Annotated in this window: 17 protein-coding genes; 8 read left to right on the top strand and 9 right to left on the bottom strand. The window is 73.4% G+C overall.

Features of this window, described 5'->3' with window-relative positions:
• Positions 1-80: 80 nt before the first annotated feature.
• The 5 genes from AB0J08_RS29865 to AB0J08_RS29885 form a co-directional block, all read right to left on the bottom strand.
• On the bottom strand, positions 81-1,118 hold the full coding sequence (locus AB0J08_RS29865) for a DUF2637 domain-containing protein (RefSeq protein WP_360640958.1): 1,038 nt from the start codon (positions 1,116-1,118) through the stop codon (positions 81-83).
• Between the two features lie 201 nt (positions 1,119-1,319).
• Positions 1,320-2,258 carry a (2Fe-2S)-binding protein gene (locus AB0J08_RS29870; protein WP_360640959.1) on the bottom strand — a complete coding sequence of 313 codons (939 nt, stop codon included), beginning with the start codon at positions 2,256-2,258 and terminating at the stop codon, positions 1,320-1,322.
• 167 nt (positions 2,259-2,425) lie between these two features.
• Positions 2,426-3,184: a hypothetical protein gene (locus AB0J08_RS29875; RefSeq protein ID WP_360640983.1), complete on the bottom strand. Its 759-nt coding sequence runs from the start codon at positions 3,182-3,184 to the stop codon at positions 2,426-2,428.
• Between the two features lie 395 nt (positions 3,185-3,579).
• Positions 3,580-4,434 carry a hypothetical protein gene (locus AB0J08_RS29880; protein WP_360640960.1) on the bottom strand — a complete coding sequence of 285 codons (855 nt, stop codon included), beginning with the start codon at positions 4,432-4,434 and terminating at the stop codon, positions 3,580-3,582.
• Between the two features lie 187 nt (positions 4,435-4,621).
• Positions 4,622-5,251: a nucleotidyltransferase family protein gene (locus AB0J08_RS29885; protein ID WP_360640961.1), complete on the bottom strand. Its 630-nt coding sequence runs from the start codon at positions 5,249-5,251 to the stop codon at positions 4,622-4,624.
• A 146-nt stretch (positions 5,252-5,397) separates the two neighbouring features.
• Here AB0J08_RS29885 and moaA point away from each other — a divergent pair, with 146 nt between their 5' ends.
• The 4 genes from moaA (at position 5,398) to AB0J08_RS29905 (ending at position 9,133) form a co-directional block, all read left to right on the top strand.
• A complete protein-coding gene (moaA, locus tag AB0J08_RS29890; protein ID WP_360640962.1) occupies positions 5,398-6,393 on the top strand; it encodes a GTP 3',8-cyclase MoaA in 996 nt (331 codons plus the stop codon).
• A gap of 9 nt (positions 6,394-6,402) precedes the next feature.
• Positions 6,403-6,537 carry a hypothetical protein gene (locus AB0J08_RS29895; RefSeq protein ID WP_360640963.1) on the top strand — a complete coding sequence of 45 codons (135 nt, stop codon included), beginning with the start codon at positions 6,403-6,405 and terminating at the stop codon, positions 6,535-6,537.
• Between the two features lie 120 nt (positions 6,538-6,657).
• The gene (locus AB0J08_RS29900; protein ID WP_360640964.1) at positions 6,658-7,410 is read left to right on the top strand and encodes an HNH endonuclease family protein; all 753 of its coding nucleotides are present in this window, start codon (positions 6,658-6,660) and stop codon (positions 7,408-7,410) included.
• Positions 7,411-7,501: 91 nt separating this feature from the next.
• Complete coding sequence (locus AB0J08_RS29905; RefSeq protein ID WP_360640965.1) at positions 7,502-9,133, top strand: alpha/beta hydrolase; 1,632 nt, start codon at positions 7,502-7,504, stop codon at positions 9,131-9,133.
• A 110-nt stretch (positions 9,134-9,243) separates the two neighbouring features.
• Here AB0J08_RS29905 and AB0J08_RS29910 read toward each other — a convergent pair whose 3' ends face one another.
• Both AB0J08_RS29910 and AB0J08_RS29915 read right to left on the bottom strand, forming a co-directional pair.
• Positions 9,244-11,643, bottom strand: coding sequence for a glycosyltransferase family 39 protein (locus AB0J08_RS29910; protein WP_360640966.1), 2,400 nt, complete (start codon positions 11,641-11,643; stop codon positions 9,244-9,246).
• 112 nt (positions 11,644-11,755) lie between these two features.
• Entirely contained in the window at positions 11,756-12,874 is a 1,119-nt protein-coding gene (locus AB0J08_RS29915) for an alpha/beta hydrolase-fold protein (RefSeq protein ID WP_360640967.1), read from the bottom strand.
• 168 nt (positions 12,875-13,042) lie between these two features.
• On the opposite strand from AB0J08_RS29915, the gene AB0J08_RS29920 reads away from it, so the two are divergent.
• Positions 13,043-14,008, top strand: a complete 966-nt coding sequence (locus tag AB0J08_RS29920; protein ID WP_360640968.1) for a hypothetical protein — start codon at positions 13,043-13,045, stop codon at positions 14,006-14,008.
• A 133-nt stretch (positions 14,009-14,141) separates the two neighbouring features.
• On the opposite strand, the gene AB0J08_RS29925 is transcribed toward AB0J08_RS29920, so the two are convergent.
• Positions 14,142-14,864, bottom strand: a complete 723-nt coding sequence (locus tag AB0J08_RS29925) for a helix-turn-helix domain-containing protein (RefSeq protein WP_360640969.1) — start codon at positions 14,862-14,864, stop codon at positions 14,142-14,144.
• Positions 14,865-14,942: 78 nt separating this feature from the next.
• Between AB0J08_RS29925 and AB0J08_RS29930 the strand changes: the two genes are divergently transcribed.
• The 3 genes from AB0J08_RS29930 (at position 14,943) to AB0J08_RS29940 (ending at position 17,892) form a co-directional block, all read left to right on the top strand.
• Positions 14,943-15,353, top strand: a complete 411-nt coding sequence (locus AB0J08_RS29930) for an ester cyclase (protein WP_360640970.1) — start codon at positions 14,943-14,945, stop codon at positions 15,351-15,353.
• A 365-nt stretch (positions 15,354-15,718) separates the two neighbouring features.
• The gene (locus tag AB0J08_RS29935; protein WP_360640971.1) at positions 15,719-17,263 is read left to right on the top strand and encodes a putative Ig domain-containing protein; all 1,545 of its coding nucleotides are present in this window, start codon (positions 15,719-15,721) and stop codon (positions 17,261-17,263) included.
• 239 nt (positions 17,264-17,502) lie between these two features.
• Positions 17,503-17,892, top strand: a complete 390-nt coding sequence (locus tag AB0J08_RS29940; protein ID WP_360640972.1) for a hypothetical protein — start codon at positions 17,503-17,505, stop codon at positions 17,890-17,892.
• Between the two features lie 66 nt (positions 17,893-17,958).
• On the opposite strand, the gene AB0J08_RS29945 is transcribed toward AB0J08_RS29940, so the two are convergent.
• Positions 17,959-19,140, bottom strand: coding sequence for an RICIN domain-containing protein (locus AB0J08_RS29945; protein ID WP_360640973.1), 1,182 nt, complete (start codon positions 19,138-19,140; stop codon positions 17,959-17,961).
• Positions 19,141-19,622: the final 482 nt, after the last annotated feature.

Consider the following 19,622-nt stretch of genomic DNA (forward strand, 5'->3'; position numbering starts at 1 on the left):
CCGGTCTGCGGTGGGCCCGACCGACGCAGGCCGGGCCCACCGCAGGCCCGCAGGTCGCACCGGCGCCCGCCCGGTGCGGCTCAGCCGAACTGCTGCTCCAGGTTCTTCAGCTTGCGCTCCAGCGAGTCCAGCCGGGGCAGCGCGACGGTGTCCTCCTCCAGCGTGAGGTCGATGGTGCGCCGCTCCGGACGGGCCGGCAGGCCCGGCTGCACCACGGGGCCCTCGGCGGCCGGCGGGGGCGGCTCGACGGCGGGCCGGTCCGTCGAGGGGCCGCCGGTTATGGCGGACTCCTGGCCGGACTCCAGCTGCCGGGCCGAGCCGCGGGTGCGCCAGGCGCTGTGGGAGCGGTTGATGGCCCGGATCTCGGCCCGCTCGCGGCGCCCGGCCAGCCGGCGGCGCTCCTTCTCCACGACCTTCTCCCGCTTCTCCTCGCGGACCTCGTCGACCGCCTCGTCCAGGCTGCGGACGCCCTCCAGCAGCATCAGCGACCAGGCCGCGTAGGTCTCGCGCGGGGCGCGCATCCAGCGGACGATCCGGATCTGCGGCAGCGGGCGGGGGACGAGGCCCTGTTCGCGCAGCGCGGCCCGGCGGGTCTGCTTGAGCGCCCGGTCGAACAGCACGGCGGCCGAGAGCGACATCCCCGCGAAGAACTGCGGGGCACCGGCGTGGCCGAAACCGCGCGGGGCGTGCACCCAGTTGAACCAGGCGGAGGCGCCGGCGAACAGCCAGACCAGCAGGCGCGAGCCGAGCGCGGCGTCACCGTGGCTGGCCTCGCGGACGGCGAGCACGGAGCAGAACATCGCCGCCCCGTCGAGGCCGAACGGGACGAGGTACTCCCAGCCGCCGGAGAGGTTGAGGTTCTGCACCCCGAAACCGACCAGGCCGTGGAAGGAGAGCGCGGCCGCGACGGCGGCGCAGCAGAACAGCAGCGTGTACGAGGCCCCGCCGTACAGGGATTCCTTGCGGCGGCGGCGCTCCTCGGAACGCTCCCAGGAATCCGAGCCGCCCGGGCCGGCGGCGGATCCCCGATTGCGGGCCAGGGCCACCAGCAGGGCGGTGACCAGCAGCACCGCAACGCCGGTGACGGCCCAACCGAGCGGTATGTCGGACAATTTCATCGCCTGGACCAGCCTCGCTTTCCTGCGTCGTGATGGCGGGGACCATCATGGCGGATGCTCGGCCCGAGAATGGCTGATTCGCCGTCAATGCGCTGAGGAGAGGGATTTCTGACGTGGGAGAAGTCGCATTGTCGGATTAATTAAAGGGTGTTGATTCCCGGAATTCCGGGCTTTCCGGGCCCTGCTCGAAGGTCGCGGCTGTCAACCCCGCGTGACGCGGGGGCAGCCGCCGCACATCTCCTCGGGCTGGACGGTGTAGGCGAGGCAACAGCTGGCCCGGGCACGGTCGGTGCCCGAAGCACTGTCGGCCGCGAAGCCCGCGCCGAGAGTGAACGACGCGGGCGCGCCGGGCGTGCACGCCGTGGGCGCCGGGAGTGCCGGGGCCTCCGAGGCCCTCGGGCCGGCCGGCCGGTGCGCTGCCGAGGGTTGCGCTGCGAGCAGGTCCGAGAGCTCGGCCCGGGCCCGCTCCTCCTCGCCGAGCAGTCCGCCGACGTACCAGAGCCCCTCCACCACCGCGTCGGTCGCCATCGCCCACAGCATCCGCGGGCTGCGCCGCACCGCGGGGCGGAAGGCGGTCAGCACCGGGGCCAGGAGGCCGGCCAGCGCGGTGCGCAGCTCGGTGGCCAGTGCCGCCTCGTCGGCCACCGTGCGGGCGCCGGGCAGCCCGGCGGCCGGGTCGCCGGGCAGGCAGACGAAAGCACCCGGGCGGGCGGTGAGTTCGCCGCTCGCGCGGCGGATCGAGACGTCCGCGGGGGTGAGCAGCGGCACCCGGCGCTCCAGGAACCAGGGCAGCGTGAACAGCAGCGCCACCGGCCAGGTGAAACGGTGCAGGCCGAAGCCGGCCGCGACGTCGGGGCGCAGTGGCCGGCCGTACCGGGCCAGGCCCTGCCGCTCGTCGTGGGCGATCAGTTCGCGCAGCGCGTCCGGGTCGGCGAGGAGGTCGGCGCCGCAGATCCAGCCGTCGCCGGTGCGGGGCGGCGCGCTGTGCACCCGCAGGGCGGGGACGAGCCGGCCGAGTCTGCGGTAGCTGGCGGTGCAGGGCACCGGCGGGTGGTCGTTCGGCCGGCGGCTGACAGCGGGCGCGGGGGCGGTGCGGGGGGCGCGCGGCGCGGGGCCGGGCCGGGTGCTGCTCGCGGTCATGGTGCGGGCCCCATCGGGTCGACCGGAACCCGTGCCGGACCGTCCGGCCCGTGCCCGGCCGGGTTCGACGGCGGCCGGGCCCCGGCCGGCCGGGGCCTGGCGGAGCCCGGGAACGGCAAGGCGAACCTGGCCGGAGTACTGCTCACTCCGGCCAGGTTAGGCTCACCTTAGCTGATTGTTCCCCGAGGTTCCCGCTCGATGCGTCCGTCCGGGGGAGCGCCCGGCGCGCGCACCGCGCTCAGCTGGCGTGCGAGCCAGACCGGTACGCCCCCGAGCGCCTGGACCAGCCTGGTCGCCTCGGCCCGCAGCCGGACGGCCTCGTCCGGTTCGGAGACCTCGGCCAACGCCGCCAGCGCGGGCGCCACCCCCACCGTGAAGCCGAGCTGCTCGCGCAGTCGCAGGGAGGCGTCGAACCCCTCCCGGGCCCGGTCGTGGTCCCCGGCGGCCTGGGCCAGCGCGGCCAGGTGCCGCCAGGTGTAGGAGCGCAGCAGCTCGTCCCCGCGCTCGCCGGCTCCCTCGTGCGCCCGGCGGTAGGCGATCCAGGCCGCCGTCCGGTCGCGCAGCAGGTTCTCCGCGACCAGCCCCCGGCGGAAGTCCAGCAGCGGCCGCCCGGGAGCGTCCGGCGGCAGCAGCGCGGAGGTGCGTCCGAGCGCCGCCTGTGCTTCGTCCAGCCGGTCGCGCGCGCCGAGCACGCTGGAGACGTACGCCAGGAACCCGCGGGCGCAGGAGGCGCCCGCGCGCTGCTCGGTGCTGGTCACCAACGCCTCGGCGAGGCGCAGCGCCTGCTCGGCCTGGGTCCAGTTGGCGGCGGTGAACAGGCATTGCTCGATGAGGAGTTCGGCCCGCCCGAGCGCGGCCTCCGGGTCGCGTTCGGCGGCCGGGCGTAACAGCTCCGCGGCCTCCTGCCAGCACGCCCTGGACCGCAGCCGCCATACGGTGTCCCCCGGCTCCCGGGGCGCCGCCCGCCCCCGACCGTCCCGCCCGTCCCGGCCACTCGGGCCCCATCCGTGCTCCGACAACGCCACCTCCTTGTGTGCGCCATCCAGCAGGACGCCGGCCTCTGCCCCCAAGGCCCGCGTTGTGGCGGCAATTCAACACGGGGGTGAGCTTGTGCACCAGATCACGAGCGCAGGTTGTTGCGCGCGGACCGGGGCCGTGTGGATCGCTCCCGGGGCGGCGGGCCGGCCGGGGCAGGCGGGGCCGCCCGGCGTCGGGCGGCGCCGGGCGGGACGAGGTGGCGTCAGGTGGCGTCAGCGGGGACCGGGTGGAGTCAGCCGGACAGAGCGGGTCAGCCCGGGACCAGGACCGGGTCAGGGCCGGGTCAGGACGTCCAGCCGGTCTCCATCAGGGCCTCGGCGGCGCCGTTGGCGGGCTGGGGCACTCCGGCCAGGTCCAGGCTGAACAGGGCGACCAGCAACTGCTCGCCGCGCACGGTGGCCTGGTGCGAGTAGCCGGCCAGGGTGAACATCGCGGCGGCCATCTCCTCGGCGTGCAGGGTCTGCAGCCAGAGGCACTCCACCGACTTCACGTCGGCCGGCTCGGTCCAGGTGTCCACCTGGGCGACCATCCGGCTGCCGAGCAGGGTGACGCCGTCGCGCTCCTGGGCCTCCGTCAGCTCCAGGTCGTCGAAGCCCAGCCACTCCAGGTAGCGGGCCGCGGTGAACACCGCGTCCTGCGAGGTGCGCACCGGGTGCGGGCGGAACGGCGCGCGCCGCCGCCAGGGCGTGGCCGAGGCGCCGGATCCGCCGGGCGGGGCGGGGACGGGCGTGTTCAACGGGTGGGCCGGGTGCGGGCGGGAGCTCTGCGGACCCGCGGCGCCGAGCCGGCCGGTGGTCGCACTGCCGCCGAGCCGGGTGGTGCGGTCCACCGGCAGCCGGACGGTGGCGCCGCAGTTGCAGGTGAACTCGGGCTGCGGCCACTGGTCGGAGCGACCGCAGTGCGGGCAGCGCATGTTCAGCCAGGAGTCCTCCCAGGACCGGAACCGCACCTGCACCGGTACGCCGCCGCGCAGCAACGGCACCTTGAGCGAGGCGCCGCACGGGCAGGGCAGCGACGGCGGCTCGTACAGGTGCTCGCGCCGGCAGGCGGGGCAGCGGATCGCCCGGGCGCCACCGCCCGTCACCGGCCCGTGCTGCGCGGGGTCGTGTCCGGTGAAGTCGTCGGGCAGTCCGGACATCGCGGGCACCGTCCGTTCGAATCGAGGGGAAGGACGTGTCCCATGCTCCCCGAAACGCGGGGGCCGCGGCGCGGAATGGGGCAATCCTCAGGGACAGATCAGGGGTGTGCGGTCGATCCCTCGTCGGGGAGGAGGAGCCCGGGCCACTCCGGAGGGGGATCGGGCACCCGTGCGGACCGGAGGATGATCACCCGGCCGCCCAACGCGCGAGGTCGGCGGGGGTGTCCAGGTCGTCGGGGACGGCGATGTCGGCGCACTCGACCAGCGCGATCTCGTCGGCGTGCGCTGCCAGCAGAGCGCGCGCGCCGGAGTCGCCGGTGGCGCCAGCCGCCGCCTCGGCGAAGTGCCGCGCACCGATCAGCACCGGGTGCCCGCGCCGCCCCTCGTACCCCGCCGCGGCCAGCTCGGCACCGGCCCGATGGGCGGCCAGCAGCCGGGCCACCGCCGCCGGGGTGACGCCGGGCGTGTCCACCAGCATCACCAGGGCGGCCGACGTCCCGGGCGCCAGCGCGGCCAGCCCGGCACGCAGCGAGGAGCCCATCCCGCCGGCCCACTGCGGATTGGACACCAGCCGGCAGCCCGGCAGATGGGCGGTGGACCGCACCTGCTCGCCGGCCGCGCCCAGCACCACCGTCACCGACGCGCAGCCGCCGGCCCGGACCACCGCCACCGCGTGTTCCACCAGCGGCCGCCCCCGGTACCGGATCAGCGCCTTCGGCCGGCCGCCGAGCCGCCGCCCGCCCCCGGCGGCCAGCACCAGGGCGGCGACCGGCCGTTCACCACCCGTCCGGCCCCTGGTCCCCGTGCTGTCGCGCATGGGCCCAGCCTGCCCCCCCGAGGTGGTCGCGCGCAGCCGTAGGAAGCCACAGTTGTGCGAACACACAAGGAGAACCCGCAGGCCGGGGCGGCTCCCCGGTGGTTCGGCCGCTGGTTTCCCGGCCCCGCTGCCCCTGTACTGGGCCGATGAACACCGCACCGCGCCCGCTGCTGGACCGCTTCGGCAGGGTCCACACCGACCTGCGGGTCTCGCTCACCGACCGCTGCAACCTGCGCTGCACCTACTGCATGCCGGCCGAGGGCCTCGACTGGCTCCCGAAGGCCGAGGTGCTGAGCGACGACGAGGTGGTCCGGCTGGTGCGGATCGCCGCCGAGCGCCTCGGCATCGGCTCCGTCCGGCTGACCGGGGGCGAGCCGCTACTGCGCCGCGGTCTGCCGGAGCTGGTCGCCCGGATCACCGCGCTCGGCCCCGAGGTCTCGCTGACCACCAACGGCATCGGCCTGGCCCGCACCGCCGGGGCGCTGCACCGGGCCGGGCTGCACCGGGTGAACGTCAGCCTGGACACCCTGCGCCCCGAGCGGTACGCGGCGATCACCCGCCGGGACCGGATCGCCGACGTCCTCGCCGGTCTGGCCGCCGCGCAGGCCGCCGGGCTCGCGCCGGTGAAGGTCAACGCGGTGCCGGTGCGCGGCGTCAACGACGACGAGATCCTCGACCTGGTCGAGTTCGCCGCCGGGCACGGCTACCGGATGCGGTTCATCGAGTCCATGCCGCTGGACGCGCAGGGCGCCTGGGACCGGGCGACGATGGTCACCGCCGACGAGATCCTGGCCGTCCTCGGCACCCGCTGGGACCTGATCCCGGTCGGCCGGCACGGGAACGCGCCGGCCGAGGAGTGGCGGATCGCCGGCACCGACACCGTGGTCGGCGTGATCGCCTCCGTCACCCGCCCGTTCTGCGGCGGCTGCGACCGGGTCCGCCTCACCGCCGAAGGGCAGTTGCGCAACTGCCTGTTCGCCACCGAGGAGTCCGACCTGCGCGCGCTGCTGCGCGGCGGCGCCGACGACGACCGGATCGAGACCGCCTGGCGGGCCGCCATCGGCCGCAAGGGCCCCGGTCACGCCATCAATTCGGCCGGCTTCGTCCAGCCGGACCGGCCGATGTCCGCGATCGGGGGGTGAGCCGTCGGCATGCCGGGCCTGTCCGCGGTGTCGGAGGAGGGGCCGGCCCGGCCGGGCGTCGCGGCGACCCCGCTGGACGCCGTCCTGGCGGAGACGGCCCGTGCGCTGCGGCCCACGCGGGTGGCGGCCCGCGCCCGGGTGTGAGCTTCGACATGCTCGAACGCTCCGCGCTGCGCCACCTTGACGGTGCGTGGGGCGGCTGGTCTGCTGGGTCGCCGTCAGCCTTCCCCCAGCCCCAGCCTCCCCCCAGCCCCGGAGTCCTCCGTGCCCGCCCGCCGCACCGCCCTGTCCGCCACCACCGTCTTCCTGATATCCGTCGTGGCGCTGGCCGGTTGCTCCGGGGGTGTCGACCGGCCGGTCGCCGACCCCGCCGGGCCGGCCGCCGCCGGCACCAGCCCGCTGCAGAACCCCGACGGCACCAGGTCCGGCCTCGCGCCGCTGACCTCGCCCGAGGAGCGGAAGGCCGGCCGGGACATCATCGCCAGGGTCGCCACGGCCGCCGCCGGCCCCAGGGACGGCTACGACCGCGACGAGTTCGGCCCGGCCTGGACGGACAACGTGGACGGCGTCCCGGGCGGCCACAACAACTGCGACACGCGTAACGACCTGCTGGCCCGGGACGGCCGTTCGGTCGAGCGCGGGAAGGGGTCGAGCTGCACGGTCACCGCGATGACCATCGACGACCCGTACACCGGGAGGACCGTCCGGTGGACCAAGCAGCAGGCCTCGAAGATCCAGATCGACCATGTGATGCCGCTCTCCTACGACTGGCAGATGGGCGCGTCGAAGTGGGACAAGGCCAAGCGCGTGCAGATCGCCAACGATCCGCTCAACCTCGTTCCGGCGGACGGTTCGCAGAACGCCGCCAAGGGCGACTCCGGCCCGGCCACCTGGCTGCCGGCCAACACCGCCGTCCGCTGCTCGTACGCGGTGCGCTTCGCCCAGGTCTCGCTGAAGTACCAACTGCCCGTCACGGAGGCGGACAAGAAGGCCATGCTCCAGCAGTGCGACGGCTGAGGAAACGTTCCGCCACCCTTTGTCCCCCTTCGCCGCCCAGGGTGTCGATAACGATGTGACCAGTGTGATGACCGGGTGATATTCGTGTGCGGTGTACTTCAAGATCACCCGGTTCTCGCGGCGCGCCCTGCCCGCCGTCGCCGCCGCCGCCCTCCTGGCCGGCTGCACCAGTTCGGCCGGATCCGACGGCGCGGCCGCCGCCGCGCCGTCCCCGGTCACCACCGCCGCCACCCCGACCCCGACCACCCCGCCGACCCCGACCACCCCGCCGACCCCGACGCCCAAGCCGACCGGCGCGGCGGACCCGGCCCTCAAGCCGTTCTACGGCCAGCAGATCGCCTGGGCGCCCTGCGCCGACGACCCGAAGACCGACAAGGTCGACGAGTCGGTGGTCCAGTGCGGCACGCTCAAGGTCCCGCTGGACTACGCCGGCCCGACCGGTGACACCATGGACGTGGCCGTCGTCCGCGTTCCCGCCGCCAAGCCGGACCAGCGGGTCGGCTCGCTGCTGGTCAACCCCGGCGGGCCCGGCGGCTCCGGCGTCAGCATGGTCAAGCGCGCCCCCACGCAGTTCGACGGTCCGCTCCACGACCGCTTCGACACGATCGGCTTCGACCCGCGCGGCGTCGGCCTCACCACCCCGCTGAACTGCCTGGACGACAAGGTCCGCGACGAGTGGGTCACCACGGACACCCCGGGAACCGACCACGGCAAGGTGCTCGCCGACGCCTGCCAGGCCAAGTTCGGCAAGGTGCTGCCGTTCATCGGCACCCGCAACACCGCCCGCGACATGGACGTCCTGCGGGCCGTCCTGGGCGACCAGAAGCTCAACTACTTCGGCATGTCCTACGGCACCTACCTCGGCACCCTCTACGCCGAGGAGTTCCCCGACCGGGTCGGCCGGCTGGTACTGGACGGCGCGGTCGACCCGTCCGTGCCGCTCGTCCAGCACAACATCGAGCAGTACGCGGGGTTCGAGCGCTCCCTGCAGACCTTCGCCGCGAACTGCGCCAAGCAGGACCAGTGCCCGCTCGGCAAGGACCCGGCCAAGGCCGCCGGCAAGCTCGCCGACTTCCTCGACGGGCTCAAGCAGAAGCCCCTCACCACCACGGGCGGGCGCACCCTCACCGCCACCGCGGCCTGGACCGGCATGATCGACGGCCTCTACGGCGACGAGAAGGCCTGGGACTCCCTGCGCAACGACCTCGGCTGGGCCATGGTCCGGGGCAAGGGCGACTACCTGCTCGCGCGCGCCGACGGCTACAACCACCGTGACAAGGACGGCCACTACGGCGTCTCCGCCGACGCCTACACCGCCATCCACTGCGCCGACGGCGCCACCAGTGCCCCGACCGGCGAGGCGCTGCAGTCCGCGTACGCCGAGATGGCGGCCAAGGCGCCGCTGATCAGCCGGCACGAGCCGAGCCTGGCGCTGTTCGACCCCGACTGCCGGGCCTGGCCGTTCCCTTCCGCGGAGCAGCCGCACCCGGTCACGTCGAAGAGCGAGGCGACCATCGTCGTGGTCGGCTCGACCGGCGACCCGGCGACGCCCTATGCCTCGGCGGAGAAGCTCGCCACCCAGCTCGGCAAGGCCGTGCTGCTCACCCGTGAGGGCGAGGGCCACACCGGTTACGGCTGGAGCACGTGCATCCGCACCTCGGTCGACACCTTCCTGACCGAGGGCACCGTGCCGGCCGCCGGGACGCGCTGCCCGACCGACTGATCCGCACGAGTACGAGCACGAGCACGAAGGGGACGCACCGCTCGCCCGCGGTGCGTCCCCTTCGTCGCCTGCGCGCTGTGCGTCCCCGTGAGCCGTCGTCCTTCGCCGGCTCAGGAGGCGGGTGTCTGCGTCAGGTCGTAGAAGGTGGTGCCGCCCACCGTCCTCGCGGTGAAGTGGCTCTCCACCCAGGCCTCGATCCGGGCGGTCTGCGACTCCTGGGCCCCGCCGTCGGCACCGGTGCCGGCGACCGCACCGACCGCACCCGCACCCGCACCCGGTTCGGTGCCGGTACCGACACCGGTCACACGGCGCGAGCCGCCGGCGATGAACCAGTGCACCCTGCCTTCCCGGACGTACTGCTGGAAGGCGTCCAGGCTGAGCGACGGGTCGCTGCCGTTGAAGCCGCCGAGGGCCATCACCGGTACACCGGAGGCGAGTTGGTAGCTCGCGGCGTTCTGCGAGCCGCTGGTCGCGGCGGCCCAGGTGTAGCGGTCGGCGTCCTGCTTCAGCGCGGCGGCGGCCTCGTCGCTCACCACGGCGCCGTTCAGCAGCCCGCCCATGCCGCCGGGGGCCCCGCCGCCGGCCGTCCCGCCGCGTCCGCCGGTCCCGTCGCGTCCGTCGCGCCCGCCGTTGCCGCTGTTGCCGTCCGTCCCGGGCCGACCGTTGCCGTCCGGGGCACCTCCGGGAACGCCGCCGGGCAGTTGTCCCGGAACGCCGCCCTGACCGGGAGAGACCGGCTGCCCGTTGATGAAGAACCGCCCGTCGCCGCCCGGAGGCATCCCGCGCATCCCGCCCGGGCCCGTGCCCCGCCCGCCCGCGACCGCCGGACCGGCCGTCACGATCGAGCCGGTGTGCGGGGTGTTCACGGTGTCGACCGCGTACGCCGCCGGACCGCCCAGCGCCGCCGCCAGGCCCACCAGCCCGACGGTCGTGGCGAGCCGTGCCGCCAGCCGCCCGGCCAGCAGCAGCGCCGCCCCGGCCGCGAGCCCGCCGACCAGGACCGCCCAGCGCAGCCACGGCAGGAACTCCGCGCTGCGCCCGAGCAGCACGTACGCCCAGACCGCCGTCACCGCCAGGGTGACGCCCAGCACCGCCGCGTACGGCAGCCGGTGCCGGACCCGCCAGAGCCCGTCGACGCCCATCCCGACCAGGGCCGCGACCGCCGGGGCCAGCGCCACCGTGTAGTACTGGTGGAAGATGCCGGACATGAAGCTGAAGGTCAGGGCGGTGCAGACCAGCCAGCCGCCCCACACCAGGAAGGCCGCGCGGGCGGTGTCCGTGCGGGCGTGACGGCGGGTCGCCCAGAGGCCCAGCAGCAGCAGGATCAGCGCGGCCGGCATCAGCCAGGCGATCTGCCCGCCGATGTCGCCGTCGAACAGCCGGGTGATACCGGTCTCGCCCCAGCCGCCGCCCATCGCGCGGCCGCCGCCGGGCGGTGCCTCCGCCCCGCCGACGAGCCGGGGGCCACCGCCGCCGACGCTGCCGGTCTCGTTGCCGTTGAGCCGGCCGAGGCCGTTGTAGCCGAAGGTGAGCGAGAGGAAGCTGTTGTCCTGCGAGCCGCCGACGTACGGCCGGGCCGAGGCCGGCACCAGCTCGACCACCGCCACCCACCAGCCGCCCGCGACCACCATGGCCAGCCCGGCGGCCAGCAGTTGCCGCACCCGCCGCCAGAGGCCGGTGGGCGCGACCACCAGGTAGATCAGCGCGAAGGCCGGCAGCACGAGGAAGGCCTGGAGCGTCTTGGTGAGGAACGCCAGCCCGAACATCACCCCGGTGAACACCAGCCACCGGGTGCCCGCCGCCTCGGTGGCCCGCAGCAGGCCGTACGCGGCCAGCGTGAGCAGCAGCACCAGCAGCGCGTCCGGATTGTTGAAGCGGAACATCAGCGCCGCCACCGGGGTCAGCGCCAGCGCGCCACCCGCCAGCAGAGCGCCGAGCGGGGAGAAGCGACGGCGCACCGTCGCGTACAGGGTCGCCACGGTGGCGACCGCCATCAGTGCCTGCGGGGCCAGCACCGACCAGGAGGAGAGCCCGAAGAGACGGGCGGAGAGCGCCATCGGCCAGAGCGCGAGCGGCGGTTTGTCGACGGTGATGAAGTTCCCGGCGTCCGAGGAGCCGTAGAAGAAGGCCTTCCAGCTCTGGCTGCCGGCCTGGGCCGCCGCCGAGTAGAAGGAGTTGGCCCAACCCGAGGCGCTCAGGCCCCAGAGGTAGAGGACGGCGGTGGCGGCCAGCAGGGCCAGCAGTGCGGGCCGTACCCACCGCGGGTCGTCGGCGCGGCCGCGCCGGGAACGGGCCGGCAGGGTGCGCAGCCGGCCGGCCCAGGAGGCCGGGCCCCTGGGGCCGGTGGCGGGCGGCGGGCACGGCGGGAAGAGTGCTTCGGCCGCCGCGGGGGCCGCCGCCGGTCCGGGGCCGGGGGCGTCGGGGGCCGGCTGCGGCACGTCCGGCGGCGGGAAGTCGGCGGCCTCGGGCCACGGTTCGCCGGCCGGCGGGGAGAAGCTGGTCGTGGTCATGGGCGCTACGCTCGGGCGCCCGGCTGAGAGGACCGTGAGCCCCGGCTGTGAGCCGTCTCTAATCCTGGTGGAGACCGTGGCTGCGCCGGGGGCGAGGTCCCGCGGAGGTGTGCTAGGCCGCCTGGGGCATCGTCAGGTGCTTGCCCAGCCACTCCAGCGCCGGCGGGATCTCCCGGGTCCAGGTGTGGAAGTTGTGCCCGCCGGTGTCCAGGGTGATGGTGGAGAGCTTGGTCGGCGCCTTGAACGCCTTCACCATGTCCTGGGTGGCGTCGTAGTTGTTCTCGTCGTGGGCGGTGGCCAGCAGCAGCGAGACGGGCGCGGCCGGCTGGTTCCGCAGCCGCCACAGCAGGTCGTTCTCCTGCTTCAACTGGCCGTTGCCGCCGAAGAGGTCGCCGGTGGTCTCGTCGATCGGCGCGGTGTAGTAGCCGGAGAGCGAGACGGCGGCCCGGTAGGCGTCCGGCTTGCGCAGCGCGAACTTCAGCGCGCAGTAGCCGCCGGTGGAGTTGCCGATCACGGCCCGGTTGGTCGGGTCGGTGCCGATCCGGTAGGCGGTGCCGAGCGCCTTGGGCAGGTCGCTGGTGAAGAAGGTCTCGACCTGCGGGCCGTTCGGGACGTCCACGCACTCGGTGTCCCGGTTGTTGACGAGGGTCGGGCGCATCATCACCAGGATGGTCGGCGGGAGCTTCTTCTGGTCGATCGCCTCCAGGGCGGAGGCCGGGTACTGCATCAGCGAGATCAGCTTCTCCGGGGTGCCGGGGTAACCGGCCAGCACCAGCGCCATCGGGAACTTCCGCTGCGCGAACTCCGGCTGGAAGTACTGCGGCGGCAGGTAGACGAAGCCGTCGGTGCTCAGCCCGCTGCCCGCTCCTTTGACGGAGACCTCGTGGATCAGGCCGACCCGTTCCGGGTTGGAGCCCTGCTGCGCGTAGAACTTCTGCTCGCCGGTGATGGCGACGGCGGCGTTCGGCTGGTGGTCGACCACCGTGCCCGGCCCGCCGTTGGTGCCCAGGAGATCGGTCCAGGAGCTGTAGAAGCCGAAGTAGCCGTTGGCGATCAGCCCCATCGCGACCAGCACCGAGATCTGGGTGGCGAGGAAGGCGCCGATCCGCCCGAGCCAGGCCTGCCAGCTCCGCCCGCCGAATCTCGGCCAGAGCCACATCGTGGCGGCGAAGACGCCGATCGCGAGGAGGGAGGCGATGATCTGGAGGGGGAGTCCCGTAAGCCTGAGCACGTGCCCGATCGTAGTTGACCGGATCCGGCGCTCCGTGCGCCCCCACGTGCGCCCTGCCTACGCCTCAATGCGCCGTTTGTACGCCCTGTTGACCGCGTCCCCTCGGATCGAGATCATGTCGGCGGGGATTGCACGGAGCGTGCAGGAGAGATCACGGGGGGAGCGGGCATGAAGTCCTTCACCAAGGTCGGCCTGGCGGCCGGCGCAACGCTGCTGCTGGCAGCGTGCTCAAGTGGAGGGTCGGGGGGAACGGACGCCTTCGGGATGGGACCGGGCAAGAGCCAGCCGGCCTCCGCGAGCGCCAGTGCGAGCCCGAGTCCCACGCCCACACCGACCCCGACGCCGACCAAGCCGCCGTACGGCCCGGTGCTGGTGAGCTACATCGACCCGGTCAACGCCGCGCTCGCCAAGCTCAACGCCTCCGCCGGCCTGGACGCCTTCTCCACCGTCCTCCAGGAGGCGGTCACCGCCGCGAACGCGGCGGGCAGCGGCCTCGGCCTCGCGGGCGAGCCGGCCACCGTCACGACCGCGCGGCGCCAGCTGGTGACCGCTCTCGGCCAGCTCTCCACCGACCTCACCAAGGTCCGCAGCGACATCAAGGCGAAGAACGTCTGCGCCACCACCTCGGCCTTCGCCGAGGTGGGCCTGTCCGAGGGCCTCAAGGCGCTGCCCGCCGCCCTCGCCCAGATGACCGCCGCCGGTTACCCCACCACCTTCAACCTGCCGCAGGCGCCGGCTCTCCAGACCCGCTCCCTGGACAGCGGCACCATGGTCCGCTCGGGCCGCCTCAAGGGCGAGGGCGTCCTCAAGGTCGACAACGGCGGCAGCGCCGACGCGGTGGTCTCGCTCGCCCAGAACGGCAAGTCGATCCACTCGGTCTATGTCGGCAAGGGTAAGAAGGCGTCCATCGAGGGCGTCGAGGACGGCACCTACGACGTCTTCTTCGCCGGCGGCGTCGACTGGGACCCGACCCTGAAGGCGTTCACCCAGAACTGCGACTTCAGCAAGTTCGACGACAGCATGGCCTTCGAGACCGGCCGCACCTACACGTCGTGGTCCATCACCCTCCAGCCGGCGGTCGGCGGCAACGCCAAGACCAGCGACGTGGACGAGGACACCTTCCCGCAGCCGTAGGCCCGGCGGGGGCGGGCCCGCGCGGGGCCCTCCAGCGCCGCCGGTCGATGCGACCGGCGGCGCTCCGCTGTGCGGCCGGAGTCCCCGGCGGAGCGGTTCCGCGTGGGCGTCGAGGTCCGGGACGCCTGACGGTTCACCCGGCGGTGCCGTCCGGGGCGAGGCCCTGGGCGAAGGCCGGGGCGAGGGTGTGGGCGACCGTCTCCACCGGGGGGAGGAGGCGGTCGGCGGCCTCGCCCAGGAGGTGGCCGTGGAGCGCGCGCTGGTAGGCCGCGCCGACCAGGACGAGCGCGGCCGCGCTCGGGTCGAGTGCGGCGGGGAGGCGGCCGGCGGCCTGACGGGCGCGCAGGGCGTCGGCCACCGCCCCGAGGGCGAGGTGGGGGCCGATCTCGCCGCCGCGCTCGACGAGCAGCGCTCTGAGCTGGGCGTCGGACTGGAGGGCGCCGAGGATCGGCATGATCCCGCGGTAGAACCGTTCGAGGCCGCGCAGCAGGGCGGTGAGGTCCGCCGTGGGGTCGTGCCCGGCGGGGTCGGCCGTGGGCCCGTGCTCGGCGCGGGCGGGTGCGTCAGGGGCGGTCGTCGGGTCGTGCCCGGCGAGGCCGCCTTCGCCGAGGACTGCGGTGGCGTCCGCGAACGCCGGCAGGTGCAGCGCGATGACGGCCTGGAGCAGGCCGAGCCGGTCGCCGAAGTGGTAGAAGATGCTCGACTCCGCGACGCCCGCCCGGCGCGCGATCTCCTTGGTGGACAGGGCCAGGCCCGCGTCCCCGAGGACCTCCTCGGTGGCCTTGAGCACCGCCTCCCGTACTCCGGTCGAGGGTCGACCGCGTCGTGCCTGGGTCACGTCGGCTCCGTTCTCCATAACTTCTTGAGTAATCGCTCAGGAAGAGGTTAACTTACTGACGGATCACTCAGTAATCCACCTCGGGAGGGAACCCGGATGACCAGCGTCGAGTACCGCAAGAATGCGATCCGCCGGCTCTACAAGGCACTTGAGGCCGGTGACCTGGACGTCGCCGACGAGTTGTTCACCGCCGACTTCGTCACCACGGAGGGTCAGCACCAGAACGTGCGCGGTCCGCAGGGCTTCAAGGACGCCATCGCCGCGGTGCACGCCACCCACGCCGACCCGTCGTTCGAGATCCTCGACCTGCTCGGCGAGGGCGAGGACGTCGTCGTGCGCTGGCGGATGACCGCCACTCACTCCGGCCCGCTGATGGGCATTCCGGCCACCGGGAAGCGGGTCAGCACGGAGGCGTTCGCCCTGTTCCGGTTCGTCGGCGACCGCATCAGTGAGCGGCACGCCGTCATCGACCGGCTCGGCCTGGTGCAGCAGCTCAAGGGGGAGTAAGGGGAGCAGCGGGGGCGGGCGGGCGGGCGACGATCGCCGCCCGCCCTTCGCGCGTGCCGTCCTTCGCCATTGCCGTCCTTCGCCCGTGCGCCGTCCCGGCGCTTTTCGCGGATCCGGGCGGGAGTGTGTGGCGCAGGTCTCCCGCCGGCCGGGGGGGCGGGTGGCGGTACCCGGTGCGAGGCCGCGACCTCGGGTGATGGGTCGCGGTCGCGGCGAACGCGGCGGTGGGGAAGGGGAGTCGGCGCGGAATCGGTGACGCGAGTTCTGTCGGCATGGTTGACCTTGTTGAAGTGGCCATGGCACTTTCGTGCGGCGCGGGCGTCCGCGACCGGTCGTACGCCCCGCGATCCCCCACAAGGAGAAGCATGTTCAAGAGACTTGCCGCCATCGCCGGCGCAAGCGCCGTCGTCGCAGGTGGGCTGACCTTCGCCGCCACCCCCGCCCAGGCGGTCCAGGCCGGCGACCTGACGTCCACCATCGCCCTGAGCAACTGCTCCGCCTCGCTGGTGCGTTACCCCTCGTCGGTCGACACCGACCGGGCCCTGATGCTCACCAACGGCCACTGCCTGCCGACGATGCCGGCCCCCGGGGTGGTCGTCCAGAACCAGAGCGCCAGCCGCAGCGGCACGCTGCTCAACGCCGCCGGATCCTCGCTCGGCACCGTCCAGGCGGACAAGGTGCTCTACGCGACCATGACGGGCACCGACGTCGCCCTGTACCAGCTGACCGACACCTTCGCGTCCATCACGTCGAAGTACAGCGCGACGGCACTGACGATCAGTGACACGCACCCGGTCGACGGCTCGGCGATGTACATACCCTCGTCGTACTGGAAGCAGGTGTGGAACTGCTCGATCAACGGGTTCGTCGACACCCTGCGCGAGGACGGGTGGACCTGGCACGACTCGCTCCGTTACAGCGCCGGCTGCAACACCACGCACGGCACCTCCGGTTCGCCGATCGTCGACGCCGCCACGAAGAAGATCGTCGGCATCAACAACACCGGCAACGACGACGGTGCGATGTGCACCCTCAACAACCCCTGTGAGGTGGCGGCCGACGGTACCACCACGGCCACCAAGGGCCAGAGCTACGGCGAGGAGACGTACTGGTTCACCACCTGCCTCGGCACCGGCCGGGCCATCGACCTCAACGTCAGCGGCTGCCTGCTCACCAAGCCGGCCGGTAGCACCAGCGTCTCGGTGACCAACCCGGGCAACCAGACCACCGCGCTGAACGGCTCGGCGAACCTGCAGATCTCGGCCACCGGCGGTACCGCTCCGCTGACCTTCTCGGCCACCGGCCTGCCCGCCGGGCTGTCGATCGGCTCCACCGGCAAGATCACCGGAACCGCGACCACCGCCGGCACCTACAACGTCACCGTGACCGCGAAGGACTCGGCCGCCAAGACCGGTACCGCGAGCTTCACCTGGACCGTCACCGACGGCACCAGCACCTGCACCCCGGCGCAGCTGCTCGGCAACGCCGGCTTCGAGACCGGCAGCGCCGCGCCGTGGACCGCCACCAGCGGGGTCGTCGACAACAGCGCCTCGCAGGCCGCGCACAGCGGTTCGTGGAAGTCCTGGCTGAACGGCTACGGCTCCGCCCACTCGGACAGCCTCTCGCAGACGGTGACCATCCCGGCCGGCTGCAAGGCGACGCTGAGCTTCTACCTGCACGTGGACACCGCCGAGACCGGCTCCACGGTGTACGACAAGCTGGCCCTGACCGTGAACGGCACCGCGCTGAAGACCTACTCCAACGTGGACGCGGCGGCCGGCTACCAGCTGCGCACCTTCGACCTCTCGTCCTACGCGGGTCAGTCGGTCACCGTGAAGTTCGCGGGCACCGAGGACGCCTCGCTGCAGACGAGCTTCGTGATCGACGACACGTCGGTGCAGACCAGCTGACGAAGCGGTAGTCGAGCGCCGGCCGCCCGGAGAATCCTCCGGGCGGCCGGCTGCTCTGCGTCGGCGGGTGGTGAAGTCGAACTCGCCGTGTCCACCTGATGCCCCCACCTCGGCCGGTCGGCGTGCATGGCGCGCTGCGGCGGCGTCCAGGGGGCGTTGCTCATCGGGGGAGTCTGACGGCGGTGGGTTCGGCGGTCCGGCCTCTGGTGCGACCGGCTGACCGGGCCCACACTGCGGGCATGGGGAAGCGGATCGTGGCCGGTCTGGTCGTGGTGGTGGCGGCGGTGTCGGGGTGCGGCGGAGCGGCCGGCACGACGGCGTCGCCGTCCGCGGCCGGCTCGTCCTCGGCCGGCCCGCCCCCGGTGAGCCCCGTGGCGGACTGCGTTCTGAGCATCACGCCCTGGCTGGAGACGTACCTCGACGGTGGCACCGACCTCGGCGACTACCAGGAGATGGGCCTGTCCAGCGCCCAGGGCGGAGCGCTCCGCGAGCTCCAGCGGCAGGCCGCCGCCCTCAGGGCGCAGGGGCCGCTGCCGTCCGGCTGGGTCACCACCGAGGTGAAGCGGGCCTGCGTCTCGATCGTCGAGGCGAGGGCCACCATGACCGTGAAGCCGACGGGTTGGCCGTAGCCGAGGCCGTCCGGTCGGGAACCGGGCGGCCTCGGGGCCGGAGGCGTCACGCGGCGCCGGACGGCATCAGTAGGAGAAGGCCCACTCCTGGGTCGGGATCCCGTAGTAGGTCCACTGCTGGGCGGGGGCGCCGTCGGTCTTCAGGGAGTTGTCGATCTCCAGCGCCTTGCCGCTGTTGCGGTTCTTCAGGGCGTAGCCGGCCGCGCCCTTGACCAGGTCCCACTTCTGGGTGGCGATACCGACGTAGGTCCACTGCTGGGCGGGGGCGCCGTCGGTCTTCAGGGAGTCCGCGATCTCCAGGGCCTTGCCGCTGTTGGAGTTGACGACCTCCCAGCCGTCGCCGACCCAGTGGAAGGTCCAGCGCGAGGTGGGCATGTCGTAGCAGGTCCACTGCTGGGCGCGGGCGCCGTTGACCAGCTGCGAGTTGTCGATCTCCAGGCACTTGCCGCTGTTGGCGTTGACCAGCGGGGTCTTCCAGTCGGTCGCGCGGACCTGCTGGATCCAGCTGCCTAGGTCGTCGACGCGGACGTCGGCGGCGCCGCTGTGCGCGGTCTCGGTGCTGCCGAAGCAGCCGTTCTGCCAGGAGCGGCTGGTGATGCCCGCCAGCTCCGCCTTGCCGTCGACGGTACGGACCGCCGGGCTGCCGGTGTCGCCCTTGCAGAGGGCGGCGGCGGTGCCGGCCTTGGGGGCGATGTCGAGGCCGGTCGGCTTGACGGCGGCGACGGTGAAGGCGGCGCTGTGCAGCTGGTCGGGCAGCCACTCCGTGGCGGTGCGGCCGTAGCCGGGCACCTGGAGCTCCTCGCCGAGGGCGGGCGCGGTGCTGGAGACGGCCAGCGGGGTGACGTCGGTGACCGGGTTGACCAGGCGGGCGAGGACGAGGTCGCGGTCGGGGCGGGGGACGAGCTCGACCACGTCGCGGACCTGGCCCGCGGTCGTGGTCAGGTCGGTGCGGCCGACGGTGACGGTGGTCGGCAGCACCGGCTTCCCGGCGGGGACGGTGGACGGCTGTTCGGGGTTGTCGGCGAAGCAACTGGCAGCGGTGATCACCCAGAACTGGTCGATCAGGGCTCCGGTGCAGGCGCGCTTGCCGTTGCCGATGTCGATCTTGGCGGTGAACGCGTAGGAGCCGTTCGGCGCTGCGTCGCCGACCACGGCGCCGGCCTGACCGGGCGCGGCCAGCAGCCCGCCGGTGGCGGTGGCGGCGAACAGGGCGGTCAGCCATGCGGCGCGCGGACGCGAAAGAGACATGATGGTTCCTACCTTCGGCGATCGAGGACGTGCGGACACGCGGCAGAGGGTCGGTTCCGCCGCGCGTTCGTCTCGAACGGCTCGGGTCGGTCGGTGCCGGTGGACGGCAGAAGCGGTAACGGCAGTGGGACCGCCGTCACTTCGGCCGGGCTCGATCCGGAGAATTCCCCCATGGTGATTCATCCCCCCGTTTGTGGAACACCCGCGTGACGCGGAAAAGCGTGGCCGGAACGCGGCGTACCGGCCTGGCCCCCCGGCACAGGCGGTGGAGAGAGGACGGCCATCGGCCCCGATTCCCGGGCCCGGCGGCGGATCGACCTCTGCGTACGTGGATGTGTTGATCATTCGTACCACGGCCTGTCGGCGGCCGGAAAGGAATAATTCCGGCCACCGCGGCCGACTGGTACGACCTGGGCGATCGATCTGTTCCGGCCGCCTTTCGGCCGATTCATCCCGTCGGCCCGCGGGTATTCCGGCGGGGC

It is taken from the genome of Kitasatospora sp. NPDC050463 (assembly GCF_040655255.1).
GTDB lineage: Bacteria > Actinomycetota > Actinomycetes > Streptomycetales > Streptomycetaceae > Kitasatospora.

Excerpts from the sequence above, each read along its gene's own strand:
- AB0J08_RS29920 (WP_360640968.1), top strand. The coding sequence starts at position 13,043 with ATGAAGTCCTTCACCAAGGTCGGCCTGGCGGCCGGCGCAACGCTGCTG.
- AB0J08_RS29885 (WP_360640961.1), bottom strand. The coding sequence starts at position 5,251 with ATGCGCGACAGCACGGGGACCAGGGGCCGGACGGGTGGTGAACGGCCG.
- AB0J08_RS29865 (WP_360640958.1), bottom strand. The coding sequence starts at position 1,118 with ATGAAATTGTCCGACATACCGCTCGGTTGGGCCGTCACCGGCGTTGCG.
- AB0J08_RS29935 (WP_360640971.1), top strand. The coding sequence starts at position 15,719 with ATGTTCAAGAGACTTGCCGCCATCGCCGGCGCAAGCGCCGTCGTCGCA.
- AB0J08_RS29880 (WP_360640960.1), bottom strand. The coding sequence starts at position 4,434 with ATGTCCGGACTGCCCGACGACTTCACCGGACACGACCCCGCGCAGCAC.
- AB0J08_RS29870 (WP_360640959.1), bottom strand. The coding sequence starts at position 2,258 with ATGACCGCGAGCAGCACCCGGCCCGGCCCCGCGCCGCGCGCCCCCCGC.
- AB0J08_RS29945 (WP_360640973.1), bottom strand. The coding sequence starts at position 19,140 with ATGTCTCTTTCGCGTCCGCGCGCCGCATGGCTGACCGCCCTGTTCGCC.
- moaA (WP_360640962.1), top strand. The coding sequence starts at position 5,398 with ATGAACACCGCACCGCGCCCGCTGCTGGACCGCTTCGGCAGGGTCCAC.
- AB0J08_RS29930 (WP_360640970.1), top strand. The coding sequence starts at position 14,943 with ATGACCAGCGTCGAGTACCGCAAGAATGCGATCCGCCGGCTCTACAAG.
- AB0J08_RS29940 (WP_360640972.1), top strand. The coding sequence starts at position 17,503 with ATGGGGAAGCGGATCGTGGCCGGTCTGGTCGTGGTGGTGGCGGCGGTG.
- AB0J08_RS29910 (WP_360640966.1), bottom strand. The coding sequence starts at position 11,643 with ATGACCACGACCAGCTTCTCCCCGCCGGCCGGCGAACCGTGGCCCGAG.
- AB0J08_RS29895 (WP_360640963.1), top strand. The coding sequence starts at position 6,403 with ATGCCGGGCCTGTCCGCGGTGTCGGAGGAGGGGCCGGCCCGGCCGGGC.
- AB0J08_RS29925 (WP_360640969.1), bottom strand. The coding sequence starts at position 14,864 with ATGGAGAACGGAGCCGACGTGACCCAGGCACGACGCGGTCGACCCTCG.